The sequence below is a fragment of the Prevotella sp. tc2-28 genome, assembly GCF_900107705.1.
In the GTDB taxonomy this organism is placed as follows: Bacteria; Bacteroidota; Bacteroidia; order Bacteroidales; family Bacteroidaceae; genus Prevotella.
The window spans coordinates 93,535-113,095 of the sequence record NZ_FNRE01000009.1; the positions used below are offsets into that span (position 1 = coordinate 93,535).

Here is a 19,561-nt window from a genome sequence, read left to right on the forward strand (position 1 = left end):
AAAAACCACATTTTAACACTTGAAGTATCACTTCTTTCCACTAATTTTGACTAAAATGGTTCCAACTCTACCAAATCATCATGCAGTTTATCCATTTCTGCAGACAAAGTCTCTGGTAGGAAGTGAGCATATACTTTCTCCGTGATGTCAGTACTACCATGCCCTAGTAGGCGACTCACGACTGACATTGACAGTCCTTTGTTTAATGCCATAACGGCAAAGCTGTGACGGGCTACATGCATCGACAGACTAAAGGGGAATTCAAGTTGCTCACCTACCACAGCCAATGATTGGCCAATGCACTTCGTGGCATTAATGCGGGCTTTGTATAGAGCTTCCTCATCATTCAGATCCAGATTATCGTTAACCAAATCGAAAACGTAACGACATCCCACCCGCTTCTCTTGCCACTTACGCAGGATTTTCAATGCTGGTACTGTTAGTGGTATCACATGGCGTTTGCTGGTTTTGATCATTATCTTCCTCAACTCCTTTTTCTCAAAGTTGATATGACCCCATTGAAGTGTCATCACGTCAACAATACGAAGGCCGCAAGCATGGAAAGCAAAGAAGAACATTTCCATGAATTCCTTTCGCCGAGGTTCCTTGCAATTCTTGTAATATTCCAATAGAGCATCCATCTGCTCCTTTGTCAATGCCTTACCATCAAATTCACTCTCTTCATCCGATAGTGACGGTTTGGTTACAATCATCATGTCTTGAATACGGGCATTCACACTCTGCTCGATCATACCTAACTCGGCAGCATACGAACATGCTTTGAGAATTGGAGTCAGAGAGTGATTAATCGTCTCGTCACCATTCTGCCTTATATCTCGTCGCCAAGTTATATAGCCGTCTATCAGCTCTGGGGTAATATCGCCCACATATATCTTGTCCTTTTCGTATGTTCCTTGGTTCGTTGCTCGCAAGAAGGTTGTGAAAACGTTCATACAGCAAATACCATTCTTATATCTACTGCGTCCAATCTTATGACGGGAATATTCAGACTCCAATCGCTCCAATACAAACTCTGCGAAGTCTTTACCTTGATCTTTTCGTGTCAGTGGTTTGTGTGACAAGAAGCCAGCGATCACCTCCGCAGTAATTTGATTCGGATGCTTGACATTGTATTCCGCAAGCTGTGCATCCATGGTATCAACTCGCTCCATTAGCACCTTGTTGAGTCTCTTATACTCATTACCGTAACTCGAACGTATTTCGCCACGCCCTTGGTTTCCATTCTGATTCCAGTCAGCTGCTTTCACGAATATATTAGCTGACTTCCTTAGAACCTGCCTATTCCATGTGTATTCCAACTCAATAGGATAGGTCTTACTCTTGTCTATCGTCTTCGGAGTGCGGAGACGATACTTACCCAACGGATAAAGTCTCTTTGGTCTTCCCATAATTACTATTTGTTTGTCTTATTATTCCTGAGGATGTGCAAAAGTACTAACTTTTAGACAAACAAACCCTGTTTTTAGAGTTAAAAGATGTGATTTAGACAAATAAATAGTGTAGTTTTAGGTGGTAAAAAACAAGCGAGACAAACAAATAAAATTTACTTATCTCGCTGATTTTAAATTACTTAGATTAAAATCTAACGTTTAATACTCATCCTCGTTGAACAAGAAATCTTCTTTCGAGGGATAGTCTGGCCAAATTTCCTCAATACTTTCGTAGACATCTCCTTCATCTTCTATCTCCTGAAGGTTCTCCAGCACCTCAAGGGGTGCACCGGAGCGGATGGCATAATCTATCAGTTCGTCCTTGGTTGCTGGCCAAGGCGCATCTTCTAATTTTGAAGCTAATTCAAGTGTCCAATACATAATAATATTTACAATTTGACGATTTACAATTTTCGATAATTAGTTCACCTCGTGAATTTGCCCGCAAAAGTAATATTTTTTTTCTTATTTGCAAGCATTTTGCCAAATTTTTTCTTGCTTACCTGCAATAAAATTCAACTTTTTGGCTAGAACAAACAGATAATCACTCAGACGATTGATATACTGTTGTACTTCCGGAGACACATCAGCCTCTTCGGAAAGGGCTACGATGCGACGTTCAGCACGCCGGCAAATAGTGCGGCAGACATGTGCCTGAGCAGCTTCTCGGGTGCCACCAGGGAGGATGAATCCTTGTGCCTCAGGCAACTCATGCATGATGGTGTCCACTTCCTGTTCCAACAAGGCAATTTCGCCCTCTGGCAGATGAGCAGAGGGGTAAAGTGGCGTCTTTGACTGGTCGGTAGCCAGATTGGTGCAGACATTGAACAGACAGTTTTGGATACGCTCCACCATCATCTGCTCACGTCCCTCCGGCAGTTCTGCAGCCAGGAGTCCCAGATGCGCGCTCAGCTCGTCAATCGTACCATAAGCTTCCAGTCGTATGCAAGCTTTCGACACGCGCTGGCCTCCCACGAGCGACGTCTTTCCCTTGTCGCCTCCTCGAGTGTAAACTTTCGTGATTTTCATTGTTCCAGGTTTTTAGAAATTTATCTGATAATGATGTTTATATCGATGTGTATCGAACAAGACGATACCGCAGTAGTAGAGGTCAAAGGAGATGACGACCCGCTTGTCTTGCGACATGCTCTCCCATTGTTCCTTGTTCCGCCAGATGTCCTCCACTACGACAACCGACTGGTCATTGCATTTTGGCAACAATTGGTTCCATGTCATGATATCCTCCACTTCAATGCGAGCCAGTTCCACGGTATCCACATCCGCAGTAAAACGAGTTTTCCGACATCCTGCCTGCCAATAGCGCTGATAACGGTCTTCCTGCATCACCCTGGGTTGTCGCCAGTTGGCTAGCCGGAAGTACAGCCGTCCCAGTTTCTCCGTCAGCCAGTCTTTGTCAGTCAATTCCTCATAGGCATAATACGGCCAGTGCTCGTTCACCACGTAGCGGACAAAAGCATAGTCGGTAGGCGACTGGATGCCGAAGCCACACACACGGTGAATACGGCTCAACCATACGAGCCAGCGTCTGATGAACAACATAGCTTACTGAAGGGCTATCACTTTCTCTAACCTGCCCGAATAAGTCTCCATGCTCAGGCGCACCGTATCAAGATGCTCCTGAGGGAGCAGGATACTGACATAACGACGGTTGGTGTAATATTGAGGGGCATCACCTTGGCTATGTAACAAGCGGTAGTAGGCTGTTTGTGTCTGGTTGTCATTCTTCAGCACGGTATCACGGCAAAGTCCCAGTACATGGGTACCCTCTTCATCCTCAATGCGTCCGTTCTTCAGTAATAAACCGAGGTTGATGTATTTCCCATTTCTTGTCAGCCATACGCTCTCTACGCCAAGCGGATCCTGAGGCATCTCCTTGAGGCGCCAGTGAGGAACAGGCGACAGCACACCCATTCTACCAAGGGAAACGATCTCTGCACGTCCGTTTTCCACCTTATTATAATAAACAATAGTGCGATAGGTCGTATCAGGACGTGTTATCCATGATGCCGTCAGCGGATTTGCCAATGCGAGCTGTTCCCCTTCATCCGTTACAAAGCTGACACCCTGTTGCTGACTGTTGACTGCCAGTTCTGCAAAATCAGCCCGCATGAGCGAATACTTACCCTGGCCTTTCTCATAACTGTCGGTCTCACACGAGAAAAGCAGAAGCAAGAAGGTATATAAGAGCAGTTTCCTCATTGTGCAGCCTGATAGTTACGGACGGGATTGGCATACATCGTCAGCATACGTTCACGGAGATAGGCTTCATCCTTATTAGGGATGTTAATCTTAGCCAGTTGACCTTGCAGATACTTCTCAAAACGAGCCTTGTCCTTCTCGGTGTACTGGCTGGCATGAGCAGTGGTGCCCTCAAGTTCGTCAAGGGCGATATAGTTGCAAGGATACAGGCGATAGTTACGGTGCAACTCATGGTCAATACGCTGACTGAGTGCAGCATAGAACTCATTCTTAGGCAGTTCACGCAACTCGTCAATCCAAGTATTGATAGGCTGTGCACACTGGTAGTGCACACGTCCCTTATAGCCAAAGATGCCCGTCCGCATGTTGTCCAAGTCGTCCTGCTTGCTCTTCTTGAAGGCGGGGTTATCGCGTTTCTGTTGGAACTCCTGTGCCTTCAGGTAGTCGCACGGGTCGAACTCATAGCTGATAGTCAGCGGTACTATGTTCAGGTCGCGCAGCTTGTCGGCAAAGTCACCTTCGCCACCCATCGCCAGCATTTTCAGAACCGAATCCTGTGTATGATCGCTCGAATCCTTGGCACGTCCCTCACGCTGTGCTATCCAGATGTTCTCATGCTTCTGAGTCACGGCATAGTGGATGTAACTGCTCATCAACTGACTGGAGCGCATCATTTCGTGGGCTGTCAGTCCACGGCGTACCGTAAAGGCTTTGTTCATACGTACCAACTGCTTAATCCATGGGTATATCAGTAGGTTGTCGCCAATGCCTATCTCCACGGTGGTAGGATAGCCATTCTTAACCAGCATCACGTCGAGGAAGGCGGAGTCGAGCACGATGTCGCGGTGGTTCGAAAGGAAGGTGTATCGCAGCGATTTGTCTGCTGGCAACGCCTTGTCGCCAAACGAGCAGCCGTCAGTATGCTTGTGGATGATGTGCCATACGATGGGTTTCATAAACCGCTTCTGGAAGTCCAGAGGTGTCTTGATACCCGTGAACAGCAGTTTCAGCACGCCATTGCGCAGACCTTTGGGCAACCAGGGCACGAAGCCCTGCAACAAGTGTGAGAACTGGCGGTCTGCCAGCAGTTCCTCAAACGCCTGTTGCATCTCGCCTTCCTCGAAAGGCCTTATCTCGTCAAACTCTTCCCTTTTCACCATTCGTTATTCTCTTTTCCTTAAAACTGGTTTTCTACAATATCCGTCAGCACTTCCGTCATGGTGAGTCCGGCTGCCTTCACCTGCTGGGGAATGAAGCTGGTTGGTGTCATGCCTGGCGTGGTGTTCACCTCCAGCATGCGTATCTTACCATCCTTCGAGATGATGTAGTCTATGCGGATAATACCGTTGCAGTGCAGGATGTCATAGATGTGGCTGGTTATCTCACGTACCCTGCGCGCCCAGTCCTCACTGATGCGGGCAGGGGTAATCTCCTCCACCTGTCCGTTGTATTTGGCGTCATAATCGAAGAACTCGTTTTTAGTCACCACCTCGGTAATGGGCAACAGCACCTCTTTCTCACTGGTCTTGTAGCATCCAATGGTGATTTCCGTTCCCTCCAGATACTGCTCCACCATGATCTCGTCGCTCTCCAGCATAGCCTTGCGCAAGGCAGGAGCCAACTGGTCCTTATTCTTCACCTTGCTAACACCGAAACTGGATCCGTCGGTGGCAGGTTTCACGAAGCAAGGCATGCCGATGCGGCGCTCTATCTCATCCTCGCTCACCAGGTGCTCATAACCACGGCGAATCAACATCGAGTCAGCCACAGCCACACCATAGCCACGTAGATACTGGTTCAACACGAACTTGTCGAACGTCATAGCCTCAACGAGCACGCCACTCGTCGAGTAAGGGATGTCCACCAGGTCAAAATAGCCCTGCAAGATACCATTCTCACCGGGTGTTCCGTGAATGGTAATATAGGCATAGTCGAACAACTTGGCTTTGCCATCCTCTACGAACGAGAAGTCGTTGCGGTCTATCTTGGCTGTGATTCCGCCAGGCAGCTCCACGTGCCAGTCTTGTCCTTTCACATCCACGATATACACATTGTACCGCTCTTTGTCAAACCACGAATAAAGCCCCTGTGCCGAGCGCAGCGATACGTCGTGCTCAGAAGAGTCGCCACCACAGACGATGGCAATGTTGCGTTTCAGTTGTTTCATTATCTTAATTTACAATTTAACTATTTTCTATTTATTGAGCTATCTTACCATTGACATATTTTCTCCATTTGTCTATCAACTCGTTCATATCTGTAGCCAGTTCACTGGTAAAGTCCATCTGTTCGTGGGTGGTAGGATGAACGAAGCCCAGCGTCTTGGCATGCAGTGCCTGTCGCCCGCAGAGCCTAAGACAGTTCTGGATATATGCCTTATACGAGGCGGTGCGCTCCCCACGCAGAATTTCCATGCCGCCGTAGCGTTCGTCAGCAAACAGCGGGTGACCAATATGTTTCATATGGGCACGTATTTGGTGGGTACGTCCTGTTTCCAGCCGGCATTCCACCAGAGTGGTATAGCCAAAGCGTTCCAGCACCTTATAGTGCGTCACAGCGCTCTTGCCGATGTCTGATCCTGGCGGGAATACCGCCATACGCTGGCGGTCCTTCGGGTCTCGTCCGATATTACCTTCTATGCGCCCGGTGTCCTCTGTGAAGTTGCCCCAAACCAACGCCTGATACGAGCGGTGCGTATCGTGGTTAAAGAACTGTGCGCCCAGCTCCGTCTTGGCTTCAGGTGTCTTGGCGACGACAAGCAGTCCACTGGTATCCTTGTCGATGCGGTGTACCAGTCCGACACTGGGATCGTTGGGGTCGTAGGTAGGCAGGTTGCGCAGGTGCCATGCAATGGCGTTGACCAATGTCCCGTGGAAGTTTCCCACACCTGGATGCACCACCATACCTGCCGGTTTATTGATGACCATGAGTTGGTCGTCCTCGTAGACGACATTCAGCGGGATGTCCTCCGGTTCGATGGTTGTATCGTAATGCGGACGGTCCAACATCAGTGTGACGACATCGCCTGGTCTTACCTTGTAGTTACTTTTGACGGGAGTCCCATTTACCTGGATGAAGCCAGCATCAGCGGCTTTCTGGATGCGGTTGCGCGACGAGTGAGGAAGATGCTCCGACATATATTTGTCAATGCGCACAGGCACCTGACCTTGGTCCACCTCCATGCGCATATGCTCGTAGAGTTGTCCGTCAGACGCTGTGTCCACCTCGTCTTCTATCAATTCCATATCATCCTGTTCTTCTGTCATATCAGTTAGCCTTTGGCGGTTCCTTTACTTCTACAAACTCATCGACCTCACTGTCTTCCTGGCTATACACGGGCTCAACAAATTCCACAGCAGTTGAATCGTCGATTGCTCCCCTGCCCACCATAAGCGTCAGCGGATACTCAATAGGGATGCGGTCTCCGTTTGACACACGGCGTCCCCGGCACAGGATGCCGTAGACCCAGTCTTTTTCGCCATCTATCCTCATGGGCTCCGTCAGTTTGAAACCCTGCGCCATCAGACGGGCTTCTGCCTCACGATAGCTGGAATTGTCGACAATGTCCGGTATAGTGAACGATGGTGATGAGGGCGAATTGACGGTCACATAGATAATATGTCCCTCCTTAACTCGCTGTCCGAAGCCTGGTGTTTGTGCCAAGATGCAGTCGGCAGGCAATTTCTTGTTATACCCCGAGTCGCTGACCACAATGAGCAGTCCGTTTTCGTCAAGCAGACGGAAAGCTTTCTCGTAAGTCATGCCTTTCAAATCCGGCACCACGATTCCCTGTCCATGATGGGTATATAAGTCCAGACCGAACTTGATACCCACACACAGCAGCACGATGAAAACGGCCATCGCAACCAGATGTCCTATCAGGTAACGGCTGAATATCTTAGATCCAAAATCCTTTGTGTTCATTAATATATTAAGATTTAATGGAGCAAAATTACAAAGAATAATTGACACAACAAAAAAATTGGGTATATTTCTTGAAAACATACCCAATTCTTATCACTGAGACGTGTCAGGATTTACTTTCCGTGATGCTCGTCCGATACAGTTAACTTCTTACGGCCCTTAGCGCGGCGAGAAGCCAATACGCGACGACCATTCTTCGTTGCCATGCGCTCGCGGAAGCCATGCTTGTTCACGCGACGACGATTGTGCGGCTGAAATGTTCTTTTCATTGTTCTATCTTAATTTTATTGTTGAAATTCGGAGTTTCGGGCTGCAAAATTACGTAATTATTTCGAATTACGCAAGTTTTGAGCGAAAATTCTCTATATTTTACTCATTTTTCATGGAAAAGTTGTACCTTTGCAGCCGGAAAATGAAAGTTTACATATTATAATAGTACTATTTTTATGATTAATTCACAAGACATTAAGAAAGGAACCGCCATCCGCATGGACGGTGCCATTTGGGTTTGCATCGACTTCCAGCATCGTAAGCCCGGTAAGGGAAACACCATTATGAACATCAAGATGAAGAACGTCACTGACGGCCGCGTTTTGGAGCGTCGCTACAACATCGGCGAGAAGCTGGAGGACGTTGTCATCGAGCACCGCGACTACCAGTATCTGTATGAGGATCAGGAAGGCCGCATCTTCATGAATCAGGAGACCTTCGAGCAAATTCCCATTGCCAACGACCTTGTTATCGGCCACGAGTACATGAAGGAAGGCGACGTGGTTTCTGTTGTCAGCGACACCACCGACGGTACCATTCTTTACGCTGAGATGCCCGTGAAGACCATTCTTCGCGTCACCCACTCTGAGCCCGGCATCAAGGGCGACACCGCTACCAACACCTTGAAGCCCGCAACATTGGAGACTGGCGTTGAAGTTCGCGTTCCCCTGTTCATCAACGAGGGCGACCTGATTCAGGTAGACACTCGCGACGGTTCTTATCTGGCTCGCGCTAAGGAATAATGAAATATTCCATCGTTGTACCGGTCTACAATCGTCCTGACGAAGTGGACGAGCTGCTTGAGAGCCTCAGTTCCCAGACATTCAAGGACTTTGAGGTAGTCATTGTAGAGGACGGTTCAAAAATCACATGCAAGGATGTTTGCGAAAAATACGCAAACATCCTTGATTTGCATTATTACTACAAGGAGAACAGCGGTCCGGGACAAAGCCGTAACTATGGTGTGGAGCGCGCCCGTGGCGAGTATGTGCTGATTGTCGATTCTGACGCCGTAGCGCCCCATGGTTTCATGCAAGCCATCGACGACGAGTTGCAGCGCCAGCCCTCCGATGCCTGGGGTGGTCCCGATGCTGCCCACGAGTCGTTTACCGACGTGCAGAAGGCCATCTCCTATGCGATGACCTCATTCTTCACCACCGGCGGCATTCGTGGCGGCAAGAAGCAACTCGACAAGTTCTATCCCCGCTCGTTTAACCTCGGCATCCGACGCGAGGCCTACCTCGCACTGGGCGGATTCTCCAAGACGCGTTTCTCGAAGATGTCACTCTACGGCGAGGATATCGATTTCTCCATCCGCATCTACAAGGCAGGCTACAGCTGTCGGCTCTTCCCCGAGGCTTGGGTGTGGCACAAGCGCCGCACCGACTTCCGTAAGTTCTGGCGCCAGGTCTATAACAGCGGCTATGCCCGCGTAAATCTCTGGCGCATGTATCCCGAGGCGCTGAAACCCGTCCATGCCCTACCCTCCGTGTTCACCGTCGGTGTAGCCGCATTGCTGCTACTGGCACCGTTCACCTGCGCACTGTCACTGGTTCTCCTGCTGCTCTACGCCCTGCTTATCCTCATCGATTCAAGCATCCAGTCGAAAAGCCTTAAGGTAGGCATCCTCTCGGTGGCAGCCGTTTTCGTACAGCTCATAGGCTACGGCATCGGATTCCTCGAGTCACTCTTCAGCGGAAAGTTGCGATAGGACATGGAGAAGTTGAACATCAACCAATGGGCTGAAGAAGACCGCCCCCGCGAAAGACTCATGCAGCAAGGCGCTGAAGCCTTGTCGAATGCCGAGCTGATGGCTATCCTGATAGGTTCCGGTTCTCCCAAGGAGAGTGCCGTCGACCTGATGAAGCGCGTATTGGCCGACTGCCACAACAACCTGAACACACTCGGCAAGATGACCATTCGCAAACTATGCCAGTACAACGGCATTGGCGAGGCGAAGGCTATCAGCATCCTGGCAGCCTGCGAGCTGGGCAAGCGGCGCCAGATGGAAACACCCGAGGAACGCCCCGACCTGGGCACTGCCACGCGCATCTACAACCACATGCATCCCGTGATGCAGGACCTGGACGTCGAGGAGTTCTGGCTCCTGCTGATGAACCAGAACTACCGCCTCATCCGCAAGGTACGCATCTCGCACGGCGGCATCACAGAGGTGGCTGTCGACATCCGCATCATCATGCGCGAAGCCGTCACCACCAACGCCACCATCATCGCCGTCTGCCACAACCACCCCTCGGGCAACCTCCGTCCCAGTCAGCAGGACAGCCAGCTGACCAGCAGTATCAAGGCGGCATGCGACGTGATGCGCATCCACTTCCTCGACCATGTCATCATCACTGACGGCAGTTATTACAGCTATCGCGAAAGCGGACGACTCTGAAATAAATTGCCTTTTCATAGTGCGAAATTCATAATTATTTCGTACTTTTGCACGCAAATTAAAACAAAAGACGCAACAAATGAAGAAATATGTTATCATGGCACTGGCCCTGCTGGGCATGGCTTCGTGCAGCGAAAAGAAATTTCACGTAGAGGGAAACATCACCGAGGCACAAGACTCCGTGCTCTATCTGGAGAACGTCGGCATCAGCGAAATCACACCTGTCGACTCCGTCAAGCTCAGTGCCGACGGCAGCTTCTCGTTCAGCGGCGAGGCTACGGAGGCTCCCGAGTTCTACCGACTGCGCATCAGCGACCAGATTATCAACGTCGCCATCGACTCTACCGAGACGGTGACCGTCAAGGCTGCCTATCCGCAGATGGCCACGCAATACGAGGTCAGCGGTTCCGACAACTGTCAGAAAATCAAGGAGCTCGCCCTCAAGCAGATGGACCTCCAGCGCCGTGCCATCCTTGTCAGCAACAACGAGCAGCTCACCGTCGACCAGTCGAACGACAGCATCCTCAACATGATTCAGCAATACAAGGACGAGGTCAAGAAGCAGTATATCTTCCCGGCTCCCGACAAGTCGTATGCCTATTTCGCGCTCTTCCAGACGCTGGGCAACATGCTGCTCTTCAATCCACGCACCAACAAGGACGATATCAAGGTGTATGCCGCCGTCGCCACCAGCTGGGACACCTACTACCCCAACGCCGAGCGCGGTGCCAACCTGCACAACATCGCCATCGAGGGCATGAAGAACGTGCGCATCAGCGAGGCTAACAGCGCCCGCACCATCGATGCCAGCAAGATTCAGGCTGCCGGACTCATCGACATTGCGCTGAACGACAACAAGGGACAGCTGCGCCACCTGAACCAGCTGACCGGCAAGGTCGTGCTGCTCGACTTCCACGTCTTTGCCACCAACGAGTCGCCCGCCCGCATCCTCTTGCTACGCGAGCTCTACAACAAATACCACGATCAGGGCTTTGAGATCTATCAGGTCAGCCTCGACCCCGACGAGCACTTCTGGAAGCAGCAGACGGCTGCCCTCCCGTGGATCAACGTTCGCGAGGACCAGGGCCTCAACTCGTCCATCCTTAATCTCTACAACGTGCAGAGCGTGCCCGAGTTCTTCCTCATCGACCGTGGAAACAACCTCGTAGGTCGCTCACAGACCATCAAAGACATAGAGCAGGCTATTAAAAACCTGCTCTAAGCCAAAACCTCTCACCTCTAAAGTACTTAGAAACTTCCGAGCCACGCTTTCAGCTCCATCATCATCTCCAGATGACTGGGGAACGACTGGCGGATGCCGAAGCCGTGGCCTCCTTCCGGGTAGATGTGCATAGTCGCAGGCACCTTGTTGTTGCGCATCTCCTCATAATAGCTCAGACTGTTGGCTGGAGGCACCGAGCGGTCGTCGCCGGCCAGTGCGATAAAGGCTCGCGGCGTGTGTTTGCTGACACGCTGCTCATTGCTATATTCATTCACCTCCTTCCGCTTAGGCTTCTTGCCCAGCAGATTCTCGCGTGAGCCCTGATGGGTGGTGCCCTGCTCCATCGAGATGACCGGATAGAACAGTATCTGGAAATTCGCCGCAGCATCGCCCGACGAGTGGGTAGCCAGCGTCGAGGCCAGATGACCGCCTGCCGAGAATCCCATGATGCCCACGTCCTTCTTGTTGATATGCCACTCGTCAGCATGTCCGCGCACCACCTTCATCGCCTTCTCCGCATCCTCCAGGGGCACCTGGTAGTGGCCATGGGGCATACGGTATTTCAACACGATGAGCGCAATGCCCTGCCCGTTGAAGAACGGAGCCCAGTCGTGACCTTCATGCTGCATCGCCAGATGCTGGTAGCCGCCGCCCGGACAGCACACCACCGCCCGTCCCGTAGCCTTCTTGCTGTCGGGCAAGTACACCCATATCTTAGCCTGGTCTTCCGGGTCGCCACTGCTCACACGTGGACCGTCGGGCCACAAATTCATCTCTATCGGCTTCTGTGCGTTAGCCGCTGTTGCCACTAACATCATTGCAAAAATAAGTAATTGTCTCATATCATCTGGTTTTCTGATTGCAAAGATACTGTTTTTCTTCCTATTTCACAAAGAGAAAAGAAAAAATCAGTCAATTAATTGGAAATGCCCCAAAAATTTACTATCTTTGCAGTCTTCAATGTATCTTGAATACAGAAGATACAACAAATACAGTATTTCCCAAAGGTATTCTCACGCGTACCGCGCACGCGGTACGCGTGAAAATACCTATATTACACTATATAAACTGTATTACTGTATAAAACTTATATGACTATTAATAGTACAAATTGCAGCCATTAATACTTGCAATTGCTAGAATTAATAGTAACAATTGCTACCATTAATACCTATCATCAACCATATCCACCCTCGACTGTTTTTTTCTGTTTTATTTTCTTTTTCGCCAGACTTTTATTAATTTTGCACCATTGTTTAGAAATAAAACTACTAACATGAACAAGAGAATAGCATTGATGGCTGCACTGGCAGCAATGGTGATGGGCGGTCAAGCCAAGGTGAAGCTGCCCCACCTGGTAAGTGACAACATGGTAATCCAACAGCAGACGGACGTGCGCCTGTGGGGATGGGCCAAGGCGGGCAGCAAGGTGGTAGCCACCACGTCATGGTCGAAAGAGAAGGCTGAGGCAAAAGCCGACAAGCAAGGACGATGGCTGCTGACGGTGAAGTCGCCCAAGGCGAGCTACGAGCCGCTGAGCATCACCTTCGACGACGGTGACGGCAAGGTGACTATCAATAATGTGCTCGCGGGCGAGGTGTGGGTATGTGCCGGACAGTCGAACATGGAAATGCCCGTCAAGGGCTTCGGCAACTGTCCCGTGCTGAACTACAACAAGGAGGTTATCAATGCCGCCGGCAAGCGCCAGGTGCGCTCAGCCAAGATACCCAGCATCATGCGCATGACACCACAGGAGGATGCTGACACACAGTGGCGCGAGTGTTCGCCACAGACCGTCGCAGAGTTCTCCGCAACAGGGTATTTCTTTGCCAAAATGGTCAACAAAGCGCTCGACATCCCCATCGGACTCATTGAAGCCAACAAGGGCGGCACGCGCGTGGAGAGCTGGCTGACCAAGGAGAACCTGAAGAAATACACGCAGGAGCCTACCGACTCGATGGGCATCGTGAACTTCAAGAAAGAATGGGACTACCATCGCGCACTGGTGTGGGGCAACGGCACGTTCAACCCCATCCTGAACTACACCGTGAAGGGCATCCTGTTCTACCAAGGCTGCTCGAACGTGGGAGACCCCGGCAACCAATACTCCGAGCGACTGAAACTGCTGGTGGAACAGTGGCGCGCGCAGTTCAAACTGGGCGAGATACCCTTCTACTTCGTACAGATAGCCCCCTTCGACAGCGGTGACAAGCAGGGCACATGGAACGCCCTGCTGCAGGAACAGCAGTTCCGCGCCTCGCAGATTATTCCCAACAGCGGACTGGTCTGCACCAACGATGCCGTCTATCCCTATGAGGGCACACAGATTCACCCTGCCCAGAAGCAGAAGGTGGGTGAGCGACTGGCCTTCCTGGCGCTGAACAAGACCTACGGCATGCAGTCCGTTATCTGCGAGAGTCCATCGTACAAGGACATGCAGGTCAAGGGCGACACCGCGATGATTCACCTCAACAACGAATGCGGAGCCATCAGCCGATTCGAAGACATCAAGGGCTTCGAACTGGCAGGTGCCGACCACGTGTTCCATCCTGCCAAGGCTAGCCATTTCTGGCAGCCGGGCGGCGGCTACTGGGATGAGTGTATCGTCATCAAGAGCGATGCCGTGAAAGAGCCCGTTGCCGTGCGCTATTGTTTCCGCAACTGGCAGCTGGGCAACCTTGCCAACGCCGGCGGACTACCCCTATTCCCCTTCAGAACAGACAACTGGTAATGGAACATCCCTTAGAGAAATTCAAATACTGTCCCGTCTGTGGCAGTCGGCATTTCGTGGTCAACAACTTCAAGAGCAAGCATTGCCAGGACTGCGGATTCACCTACTATGCCAATCCGTGCTCTGCCACGGCAGCCTTTATCGTGAATGACAACGATGAGATGCTGGTGGTGCGCAGGGCAAAAGAGCCTGCCAAGGGAACACTCGACCTCCCAGGCGGGTTCTGCGACATGGGCGAAACCGTGGAACAGGGCATGATACGCGAAATCAAGGAAGAGACAGGACTGGACGTGACGGACATCCAGTACCTGTTCTCGTCACCCAACGTCTACGTGTATAGTGGCATGGGGGTCCACACCCTCGACATGGACTACCTGGTGCGCGTCCACGGCGACCATATCCCCGTCACCGCGGAAGACGATGCCGCAGAGGCCATGTGGATACCCATCAACGAGGTAAATCCCGCCGAATTCGGGCTGACCAGCATCCGCAATGCCGTCATCAGATTCCTTCGCGAAAAGTTAAGAAAATAAAAAAACCACTATATATATAAGGTGTAACCAAATCTTTTGCCTACTTTTGCAGCCCGTAATGAAATAAAAGTATAACGAGATATGCAAAAGAACTTAGTGATAGTAGAGTCTCCTGCCAAGGCAAAGACCATTGAGAAATTCCTGGGCAGCGATTATAAGGTAATGTCAAGCTACGGCCATATCCGCGACTTGAAAAAGAAGGAGATGAGCATTGACACCAACACGCTCAAACCTGAATACGAGATCCCTGAAGAGAAAGAAAAACTGGTCAAGGACCTGAAGTCCAACGCTGAAAAGGCAGAGAAAGTATGGCTCGCATCCGATGAGGACCGCGAGGGAGAAGCCATCTCATGGCACTTGTGTGAAGTACTGGGACTGGACGAGAAGAAGACCAACCGTATCGTATTCCACGAGATCACCAAACCCGCTATCCTGAAAGCTATCGAAACACCACGCCACCTGGACATGAATCTGGTAAACGCCCAGCAGGCTCGCCGCGTGCTCGACCGTCTGGTAGGTTTCAAACTGTCGCCCGTCCTGTGGCGCAAGGTGAAGCCCGCCCTCTCAGCAGGTCGCGTACAGAGCGTCGCCGTCCGTCTGATTGTAGAGCGTGAGCGTGAAATACAAGAGTTCAACAGCGAGCCATATTATAGTGTCAGCGGTACCTTTGCCATCGCTAATGCTGACGGTTCACAAACTGAGGTAAAGGCCACACTCGCCCAGCGACTGAAGACCCATGAAGAGGTGCAGAAGTTCCTGGAACAGTGCATCGACGCCACCTATACCGTCGAGTCTGTAAGCAACAAGCCGCTAAAACGCACTCCCGCACCTCCCTTCACCACGTCTACCTTGCAACAGGAAGCTGCTCGCAAACTGGGCTTCACCGTATCACAGACCATGATGGTTGCCCAACACCTGTATGAGCACGGACAGATTACCTATATGCGTACGGACTCCGTCAACCTCTCTGCCCTGTGTATCAATGCCAGCAAGGATGAGATTGTCAAGCTCTATGGCGAGGAATATAGCAAGGTGCGCCAGTACCACACCAGTTCAAAGGGTGCCCAGGAGGCTCACGAGGCTATCCGTCCCACCTATATGGATCGTACCGAGATAGAGGGAACGGCTCAGGAGCGTAAGCTCTACGACCTCATCTGGAAGCGCACCATAGCCAGTCAGATGGCTGATGCTGAGATTCAGAAGACTACTGTCAACATTGCTGTCAGCGGCAGCGATGAGCAGTTTGTCGCTCAGGGTGAAGTAGTCAAATTCGACGGTTTCATCAAAGTATACCGCGAGTCCGTTGACGATGAGGAACAGCTGGAAGAAGAAAGCCACATCCTGCCTCCATTGAAGAAAGGCATGGAACTGACACGTCGCGAGATACAGGCAACAGAGCGATTCAGCCAAGGCCCGCTACGCTATACGGAAGCTTCGCTAGTACATAAACTGGAGGAACTCGGTATCGGCCGACCCTCTACCTACGCTCCTACCATCTCGACCATCCAGCAACGTGAATACGTTCACAAGGGTGACAAGAAAGGTGAGGAGAGAATCTACACCATCGACACGCTGAAAGGCAAGCAGATCAAGCAGACGCAGCGCAAGGAGATGGCGGGTTCCGACAAGGGTAAGCTGCTGCCTACCGACATCGGCATCGTTGTCAACGACTTCCTGATGAAGTCATTCCCCACCATCATGGACTACAACTTCACCGCCAAGGTAGAGCAGGACTTCGATAAAATTGCGGAAGGCGACGAGGAATGGACCGATATGATGAAGAACTTCTACAAGACCTTCGAACCCATCGTAGAGAAGACTATGAACTCCCGCCAGGAGCGCAAGGCCGGTGAGCGCCAATTAGGCAAAGATCCCAAGAGCGGTAAGCCCGTCTTCGTCAAGATAGGCCGCTTCGGTCCCGTCGTCCAGATTGGCAGTGCAGAGGACATTGACAAGCCCCTGTTTGCCCAACTGCCCAGCGACAAGAGCATGGAGACCTTAACCCTGGAAGAGGCGCTGGAACTGTTTAAGTTGCCCCGTACAGTAGGTGATTTCGAAGGTGCTCCCGTCGTTATCGGTGCCGGACGCTTCGGTCCTTATATTCTCCATAAGAAGAAGTACACATCCCTGCCCAAAGGCGCTGACCCCATGACCGTCACACTCGACGAGGCTATCCGCCTGATTAATGAGAAGCGTCTCCAGGAGAACCAGAAACACATGAAGACCTTCCCGGAAGACATGAAACTGGAAGTGCTCAATGGTCGCTACGGTCCCTATCTGGCTTACGACGGCAAGAACTACCGAATGCCAAAGGCCTTGCATAGTCGTGCAGCAGAACTGACCTATGACGAGTGTATGGAAATTATAGAAAAGCAAAACAGCAAATCATAATGCGACGCATCATCCTCATCGGATACATGGGGTCAGGAAAGACCACCATCGGCAAGGCACTCTCCAAAGAGACCGGCATGATGTTCTATGACATGGACTGGTACATTGAGAGCCGTATGCGAAAGACTGTGTCCCAGATCTTCGCAGAGAAAGGCGAGGAAGGCTTCCGTAAAATCGAATACAACATGTTGCACGAAGTGGCAGAATTTGAAAACGTCATCATCAGCTGCGGAGGCGGAACACCTTGTTTCTTTGACAATATGGACTACCTGAACCAACAAGGTGACGTGGTTTACCTGAAAGCCACCCCGGAAGTACTGTATAAACACCTGCTGATGGCCAAGGTTGAACGCCCCCTGCTAAAGGACAAGACACCGGAAGAGCTGATTGCCTACATCACGAAGCACCTAAAAGAGCGTGAACCGTTCTACACGAAGGCACGCTATTCGCTGGATGTCAGTCTGATGGATGACTATGACAAGATAAAGCTATCTGTACAAAATATACGTGAACTGCTGAAGATATGAAGAAATGGACGATTGAGGACTCCAAGGAGCTCTACAACATCAATGGCTGGGGTACCAGCTACTTCGGTATCAATGAACAGGGCAATGTCTTTGTGACTCCCTGTAAAGACGGTACACAAATTGACCTACGTGAGGTAATGGACGAACTGTCACTGCGCGATGTCACTTCACCTGTGCTGCTTCGTTTCCCAGACATCCTTGACAACCGCATCGAAAAGACGTGGAGCTGCTTCAAGAAAGCCGCCAAGGAATACGAATACAAGGCAGAAAACTACGTGGTTTTCCCTATCAAGGTCAACCAGATGCAGCCCGTAGTCGAGGAGATCATCTCGCACGGACGCAAGTTCAACCTAGGCATCGAGGCCGGTTCCAAACCAGAGCTACACGCCGTTATCGCAGTACAGTGCCAGAGCGACAGTATCATCATCTGCAATGGCTATAAGGATCAGTCGTATATTGAACTCGCCCTGTTGGCTCAGAAGATGGGCAAACGCATCTTCATCGTCGTTGAGAAACTGAACGAACTCGAGATTATTGCCCGTGAGGCAAAGAAGCTGGGAGTCCGTCCCAATATCGGTATCCGCATCAAGCTGGCCTCCTCGGGCAGCGGAAAATGGGAAGAAAGCGGTGGCGACGCCAGCAAGTTCGGGCTGACAAGTGCTGAACTGTTGGAGGCACTGGATCTCCTGGACAAAAAAGATATGCGCGACTGCTTGCGTCTCATCCACTTCCATATCGGCAGCCAGATTACGAAGATACGTCGCATCCAGACTGCCTTGCGCGAAGCGTCACAGTTCTATGTGCAGCTGCATAAGATGGGCTATAACGTCGACTTTGTTGATTGTGGCGGCGGACTGGGTGTTGACTATGACGGAACACGCTCACCATCGAGTGAGAGTTCTGTCAACTACAGCATCCAGGAGTATGTCAACGACTGTATCTACACCTTCGTGGATGCCGCCAACAAGAACGGACTGCCCCACCCCAACCTGATTACCGAGAGCGGGCGCTCACTGGCTGCCCACCATTCCGTGCTGGTCATCGATGTGCTGGAGACGGCTTCGTTGCCCGAGATGCCGGAGGAGTTTGAGCCCGACGAGAACTCACACCAACTGGTAAAAGACCTCTATGAGATATGGGACAACCTAACACCACGCAACGTGCTGGAAGATTGGCACGACGCGGAACAAATCCGTGAAGAGGTGCTCGACTTGTTTGCTCATGGCATTGTAGACCTGAAGACACGAGCTGAGGTGGAAGCCATGTATTGGAGCGTCTGTCATGAGATTCATGCCCTTTCCAAGAACCTGAAACACGTGCCGGAAGAGTTGATGAACATCGACAAGTTGCTGGCAGACAAGTATTTCTGCAATTTCTCCCTGTTCCAGTCGCTGCCTGACTCATGGGCTATCGACCAGGTATTCCCCATCATGCCTATCCAGCGACTGACAGAGCGCCCCACTCGTAATGCCACCATCCAGGACATCACGTGTGACTCAGATGGTAAGATAGCCAACTTTGCTACCAACCGCCATAACTCGCACTCACTGCCCGTCCACGCACTAAAGAAGAATGAGAACTATTACCTGGGCGTATTCCTCGTTGGTGCCTATCAGGAAATCTTAGGCGACATGCACAACCTGTTTGGAGACACCACAGCCGTCCATATCTCCGTGAAGGATGGCCACTATCACATCGACCAGATATTCGACGGTGAAACGGTGGAGGAAGTTTTGGAATACGTGCAATACAATCCCAAGAAACTGGTTCGACAGTTAGAGATATGGGTAGCCAAGAGTGTCAAGGCAGGCAAGATTACGCTCGAAGAAGGCAAGGAGTTCCTCTCCAACTACCGCTCAGGACTGTATGGTTACACCTATTTGGAGTAAGC

The 19,561-nt window shown here is 51.0% G+C and carries 20 protein-coding genes; 9 read left to right on the top strand and 11 right to left on the bottom strand.

Features of this window, described 5'->3' with window-relative positions; translation table 11 throughout:
• Positions 1–50: 50 nt before the first annotated feature.
• The 10 genes from BLU47_RS09260 to rpmH form a co-directional block, all read right to left on the bottom strand.
• Positions 51–1,409, bottom strand: a complete 1,359-nt coding sequence (locus tag BLU47_RS09260; protein ID WP_091961588.1) for a tyrosine-type recombinase/integrase — start codon at positions 1,407–1,409, stop codon at positions 51–53.
• A gap of 201 nt (positions 1,410–1,610) precedes the next feature.
• Positions 1,611–1,832, bottom strand: a complete 222-nt coding sequence (locus tag BLU47_RS09265; RefSeq protein ID WP_091961591.1) for a DUF2795 domain-containing protein — start codon at positions 1,830–1,832, stop codon at positions 1,611–1,613.
• An 84-nt stretch (positions 1,833–1,916) separates the two neighbouring features.
• Positions 1,917–2,480: a cob(I)yrinic acid a,c-diamide adenosyltransferase gene (locus tag BLU47_RS09270; RefSeq protein ID WP_091961595.1), complete on the bottom strand. Its 564-nt coding sequence runs from the start codon at positions 2,478–2,480 to the stop codon at positions 1,917–1,919.
• 12 nt (positions 2,481–2,492) lie between these two features.
• Positions 2,493–3,011 (bottom strand): hypothetical protein, encoded by a 519-nt coding sequence (locus tag BLU47_RS09275; RefSeq protein ID WP_091961597.1) that lies wholly within the window; start codon positions 3,009–3,011, stop codon positions 2,493–2,495.
• Between the two features lie 3 nt (positions 3,012–3,014).
• Positions 3,015–3,671: a NigD1/NigD2 family lipoprotein gene (locus tag BLU47_RS09280; RefSeq protein WP_091961600.1), complete on the bottom strand. Its 657-nt coding sequence runs from the start codon at positions 3,669–3,671 to the stop codon at positions 3,015–3,017.
• Positions 3,668–4,828 carry a lysophospholipid acyltransferase family protein gene (locus tag BLU47_RS09285; protein WP_176780531.1) on the bottom strand — a complete coding sequence of 387 codons (1,161 nt, stop codon included), beginning with the start codon at positions 4,826–4,828 and terminating at the stop codon, positions 3,668–3,670. The genes BLU47_RS09280 and BLU47_RS09285 overlap by 4 nt, the downstream gene beginning before the upstream one ends.
• A 20-nt stretch (positions 4,829–4,848) precedes the next feature.
• Positions 4,849–5,838, bottom strand: coding sequence for a D-alanine--D-alanine ligase (locus tag BLU47_RS09290; protein ID WP_091961605.1), 990 nt, complete (start codon positions 5,836–5,838; stop codon positions 4,849–4,851).
• Positions 5,839–5,869: 31 nt separating this feature from the next.
• Positions 5,870–6,937, bottom strand: a complete 1,068-nt coding sequence (locus tag BLU47_RS09295) for an RluA family pseudouridine synthase (RefSeq protein WP_091961608.1) — start codon at positions 6,935–6,937, stop codon at positions 5,870–5,872.
• Between the two features lies 1 nt (position 6,938).
• Positions 6,939–7,595 (bottom strand): PASTA domain-containing protein, encoded by a 657-nt coding sequence (locus BLU47_RS09300; protein WP_176780524.1) that lies wholly within the window; start codon positions 7,593–7,595, stop codon positions 6,939–6,941.
• Positions 7,596–7,708: 113 nt separating this feature from the next.
• Positions 7,709–7,864, bottom strand: a complete 156-nt coding sequence (gene rpmH / locus BLU47_RS09305; RefSeq protein ID WP_004336902.1) for a 50S ribosomal protein L34 — start codon at positions 7,862–7,864, stop codon at positions 7,709–7,711.
• A 177-nt stretch (positions 7,865–8,041) separates the two neighbouring features.
• Between rpmH and efp the strand changes: the two genes are divergently transcribed.
• The 4 genes from efp to BLU47_RS09325 all read left to right on the top strand — a co-directional run bounded on the left by efp (position 8,042) and on the right by BLU47_RS09325 (position 11,488).
• Complete coding sequence (gene efp / locus BLU47_RS09310; RefSeq protein ID WP_072288455.1) at positions 8,042–8,608, top strand: elongation factor P; 567 nt, start codon at positions 8,042–8,044, stop codon at positions 8,606–8,608.
• On the top strand, positions 8,608–9,576 hold the full coding sequence (locus BLU47_RS09315) for a glycosyltransferase (RefSeq protein ID WP_091961612.1): 969 nt from the start codon (positions 8,608–8,610) through the stop codon (positions 9,574–9,576). The genes efp and BLU47_RS09315 overlap by 1 nt, the downstream gene beginning before the upstream one ends.
• A 3-nt stretch (positions 9,577–9,579) precedes the next feature.
• Positions 9,580–10,266: a RadC family protein gene (gene radC / locus BLU47_RS09320; protein ID WP_091961615.1), complete on the top strand. Its 687-nt coding sequence runs from the start codon at positions 9,580–9,582 to the stop codon at positions 10,264–10,266.
• 79 nt (positions 10,267–10,345) lie between these two features.
• On the top strand, positions 10,346–11,488 hold the full coding sequence (locus tag BLU47_RS09325; protein ID WP_091961618.1) for a TlpA disulfide reductase family protein: 1,143 nt from the start codon (positions 10,346–10,348) through the stop codon (positions 11,486–11,488).
• A 26-nt stretch (positions 11,489–11,514) separates the two neighbouring features.
• Here the strand turns inward: BLU47_RS09325 and BLU47_RS09330 are convergent, their stop codons facing one another.
• Complete coding sequence (locus tag BLU47_RS09330; RefSeq protein ID WP_255402141.1) at positions 11,515–12,330, bottom strand: alpha/beta hydrolase; 816 nt, start codon at positions 12,328–12,330, stop codon at positions 11,515–11,517.
• A 434-nt stretch (positions 12,331–12,764) separates the two neighbouring features.
• Here BLU47_RS09330 and BLU47_RS09335 point away from each other — a divergent pair, with 434 nt between their 5' ends.
• From BLU47_RS09335 to speA, 5 genes are all read left to right on the top strand, one after another.
• Positions 12,765–14,219: a sialate O-acetylesterase gene (locus tag BLU47_RS09335; protein WP_091961623.1), complete on the top strand. Its 1,455-nt coding sequence runs from the start codon at positions 12,765–12,767 to the stop codon at positions 14,217–14,219.
• Positions 14,219–14,752 carry an NUDIX hydrolase gene (locus BLU47_RS09340; RefSeq protein ID WP_091961626.1) on the top strand — a complete coding sequence of 178 codons (534 nt, stop codon included), beginning with the start codon at positions 14,219–14,221 and terminating at the stop codon, positions 14,750–14,752. Before BLU47_RS09335 ends, BLU47_RS09340 begins: the two co-directional genes overlap by 1 nt.
• An 81-nt stretch (positions 14,753–14,833) precedes the next feature.
• Positions 14,834–17,143, top strand: a complete 2,310-nt coding sequence (gene topA, locus BLU47_RS09345) for a type I DNA topoisomerase (RefSeq protein ID WP_091961629.1) — start codon at positions 14,834–14,836, stop codon at positions 17,141–17,143.
• Positions 17,143–17,670 carry a shikimate kinase gene (locus tag BLU47_RS09350; protein WP_091961632.1) on the top strand — a complete coding sequence of 176 codons (528 nt, stop codon included), beginning with the start codon at positions 17,143–17,145 and terminating at the stop codon, positions 17,668–17,670. Before topA ends, BLU47_RS09350 begins: the two co-directional genes overlap by 1 nt.
• Complete coding sequence (speA, locus tag BLU47_RS09355) at positions 17,667–19,559, top strand: biosynthetic arginine decarboxylase (protein ID WP_091961635.1); 1,893 nt, start codon at positions 17,667–17,669, stop codon at positions 19,557–19,559. The genes BLU47_RS09350 and speA overlap by 4 nt, the downstream gene beginning before the upstream one ends.
• Positions 19,560–19,561 lie beyond the last annotated feature (2 nt).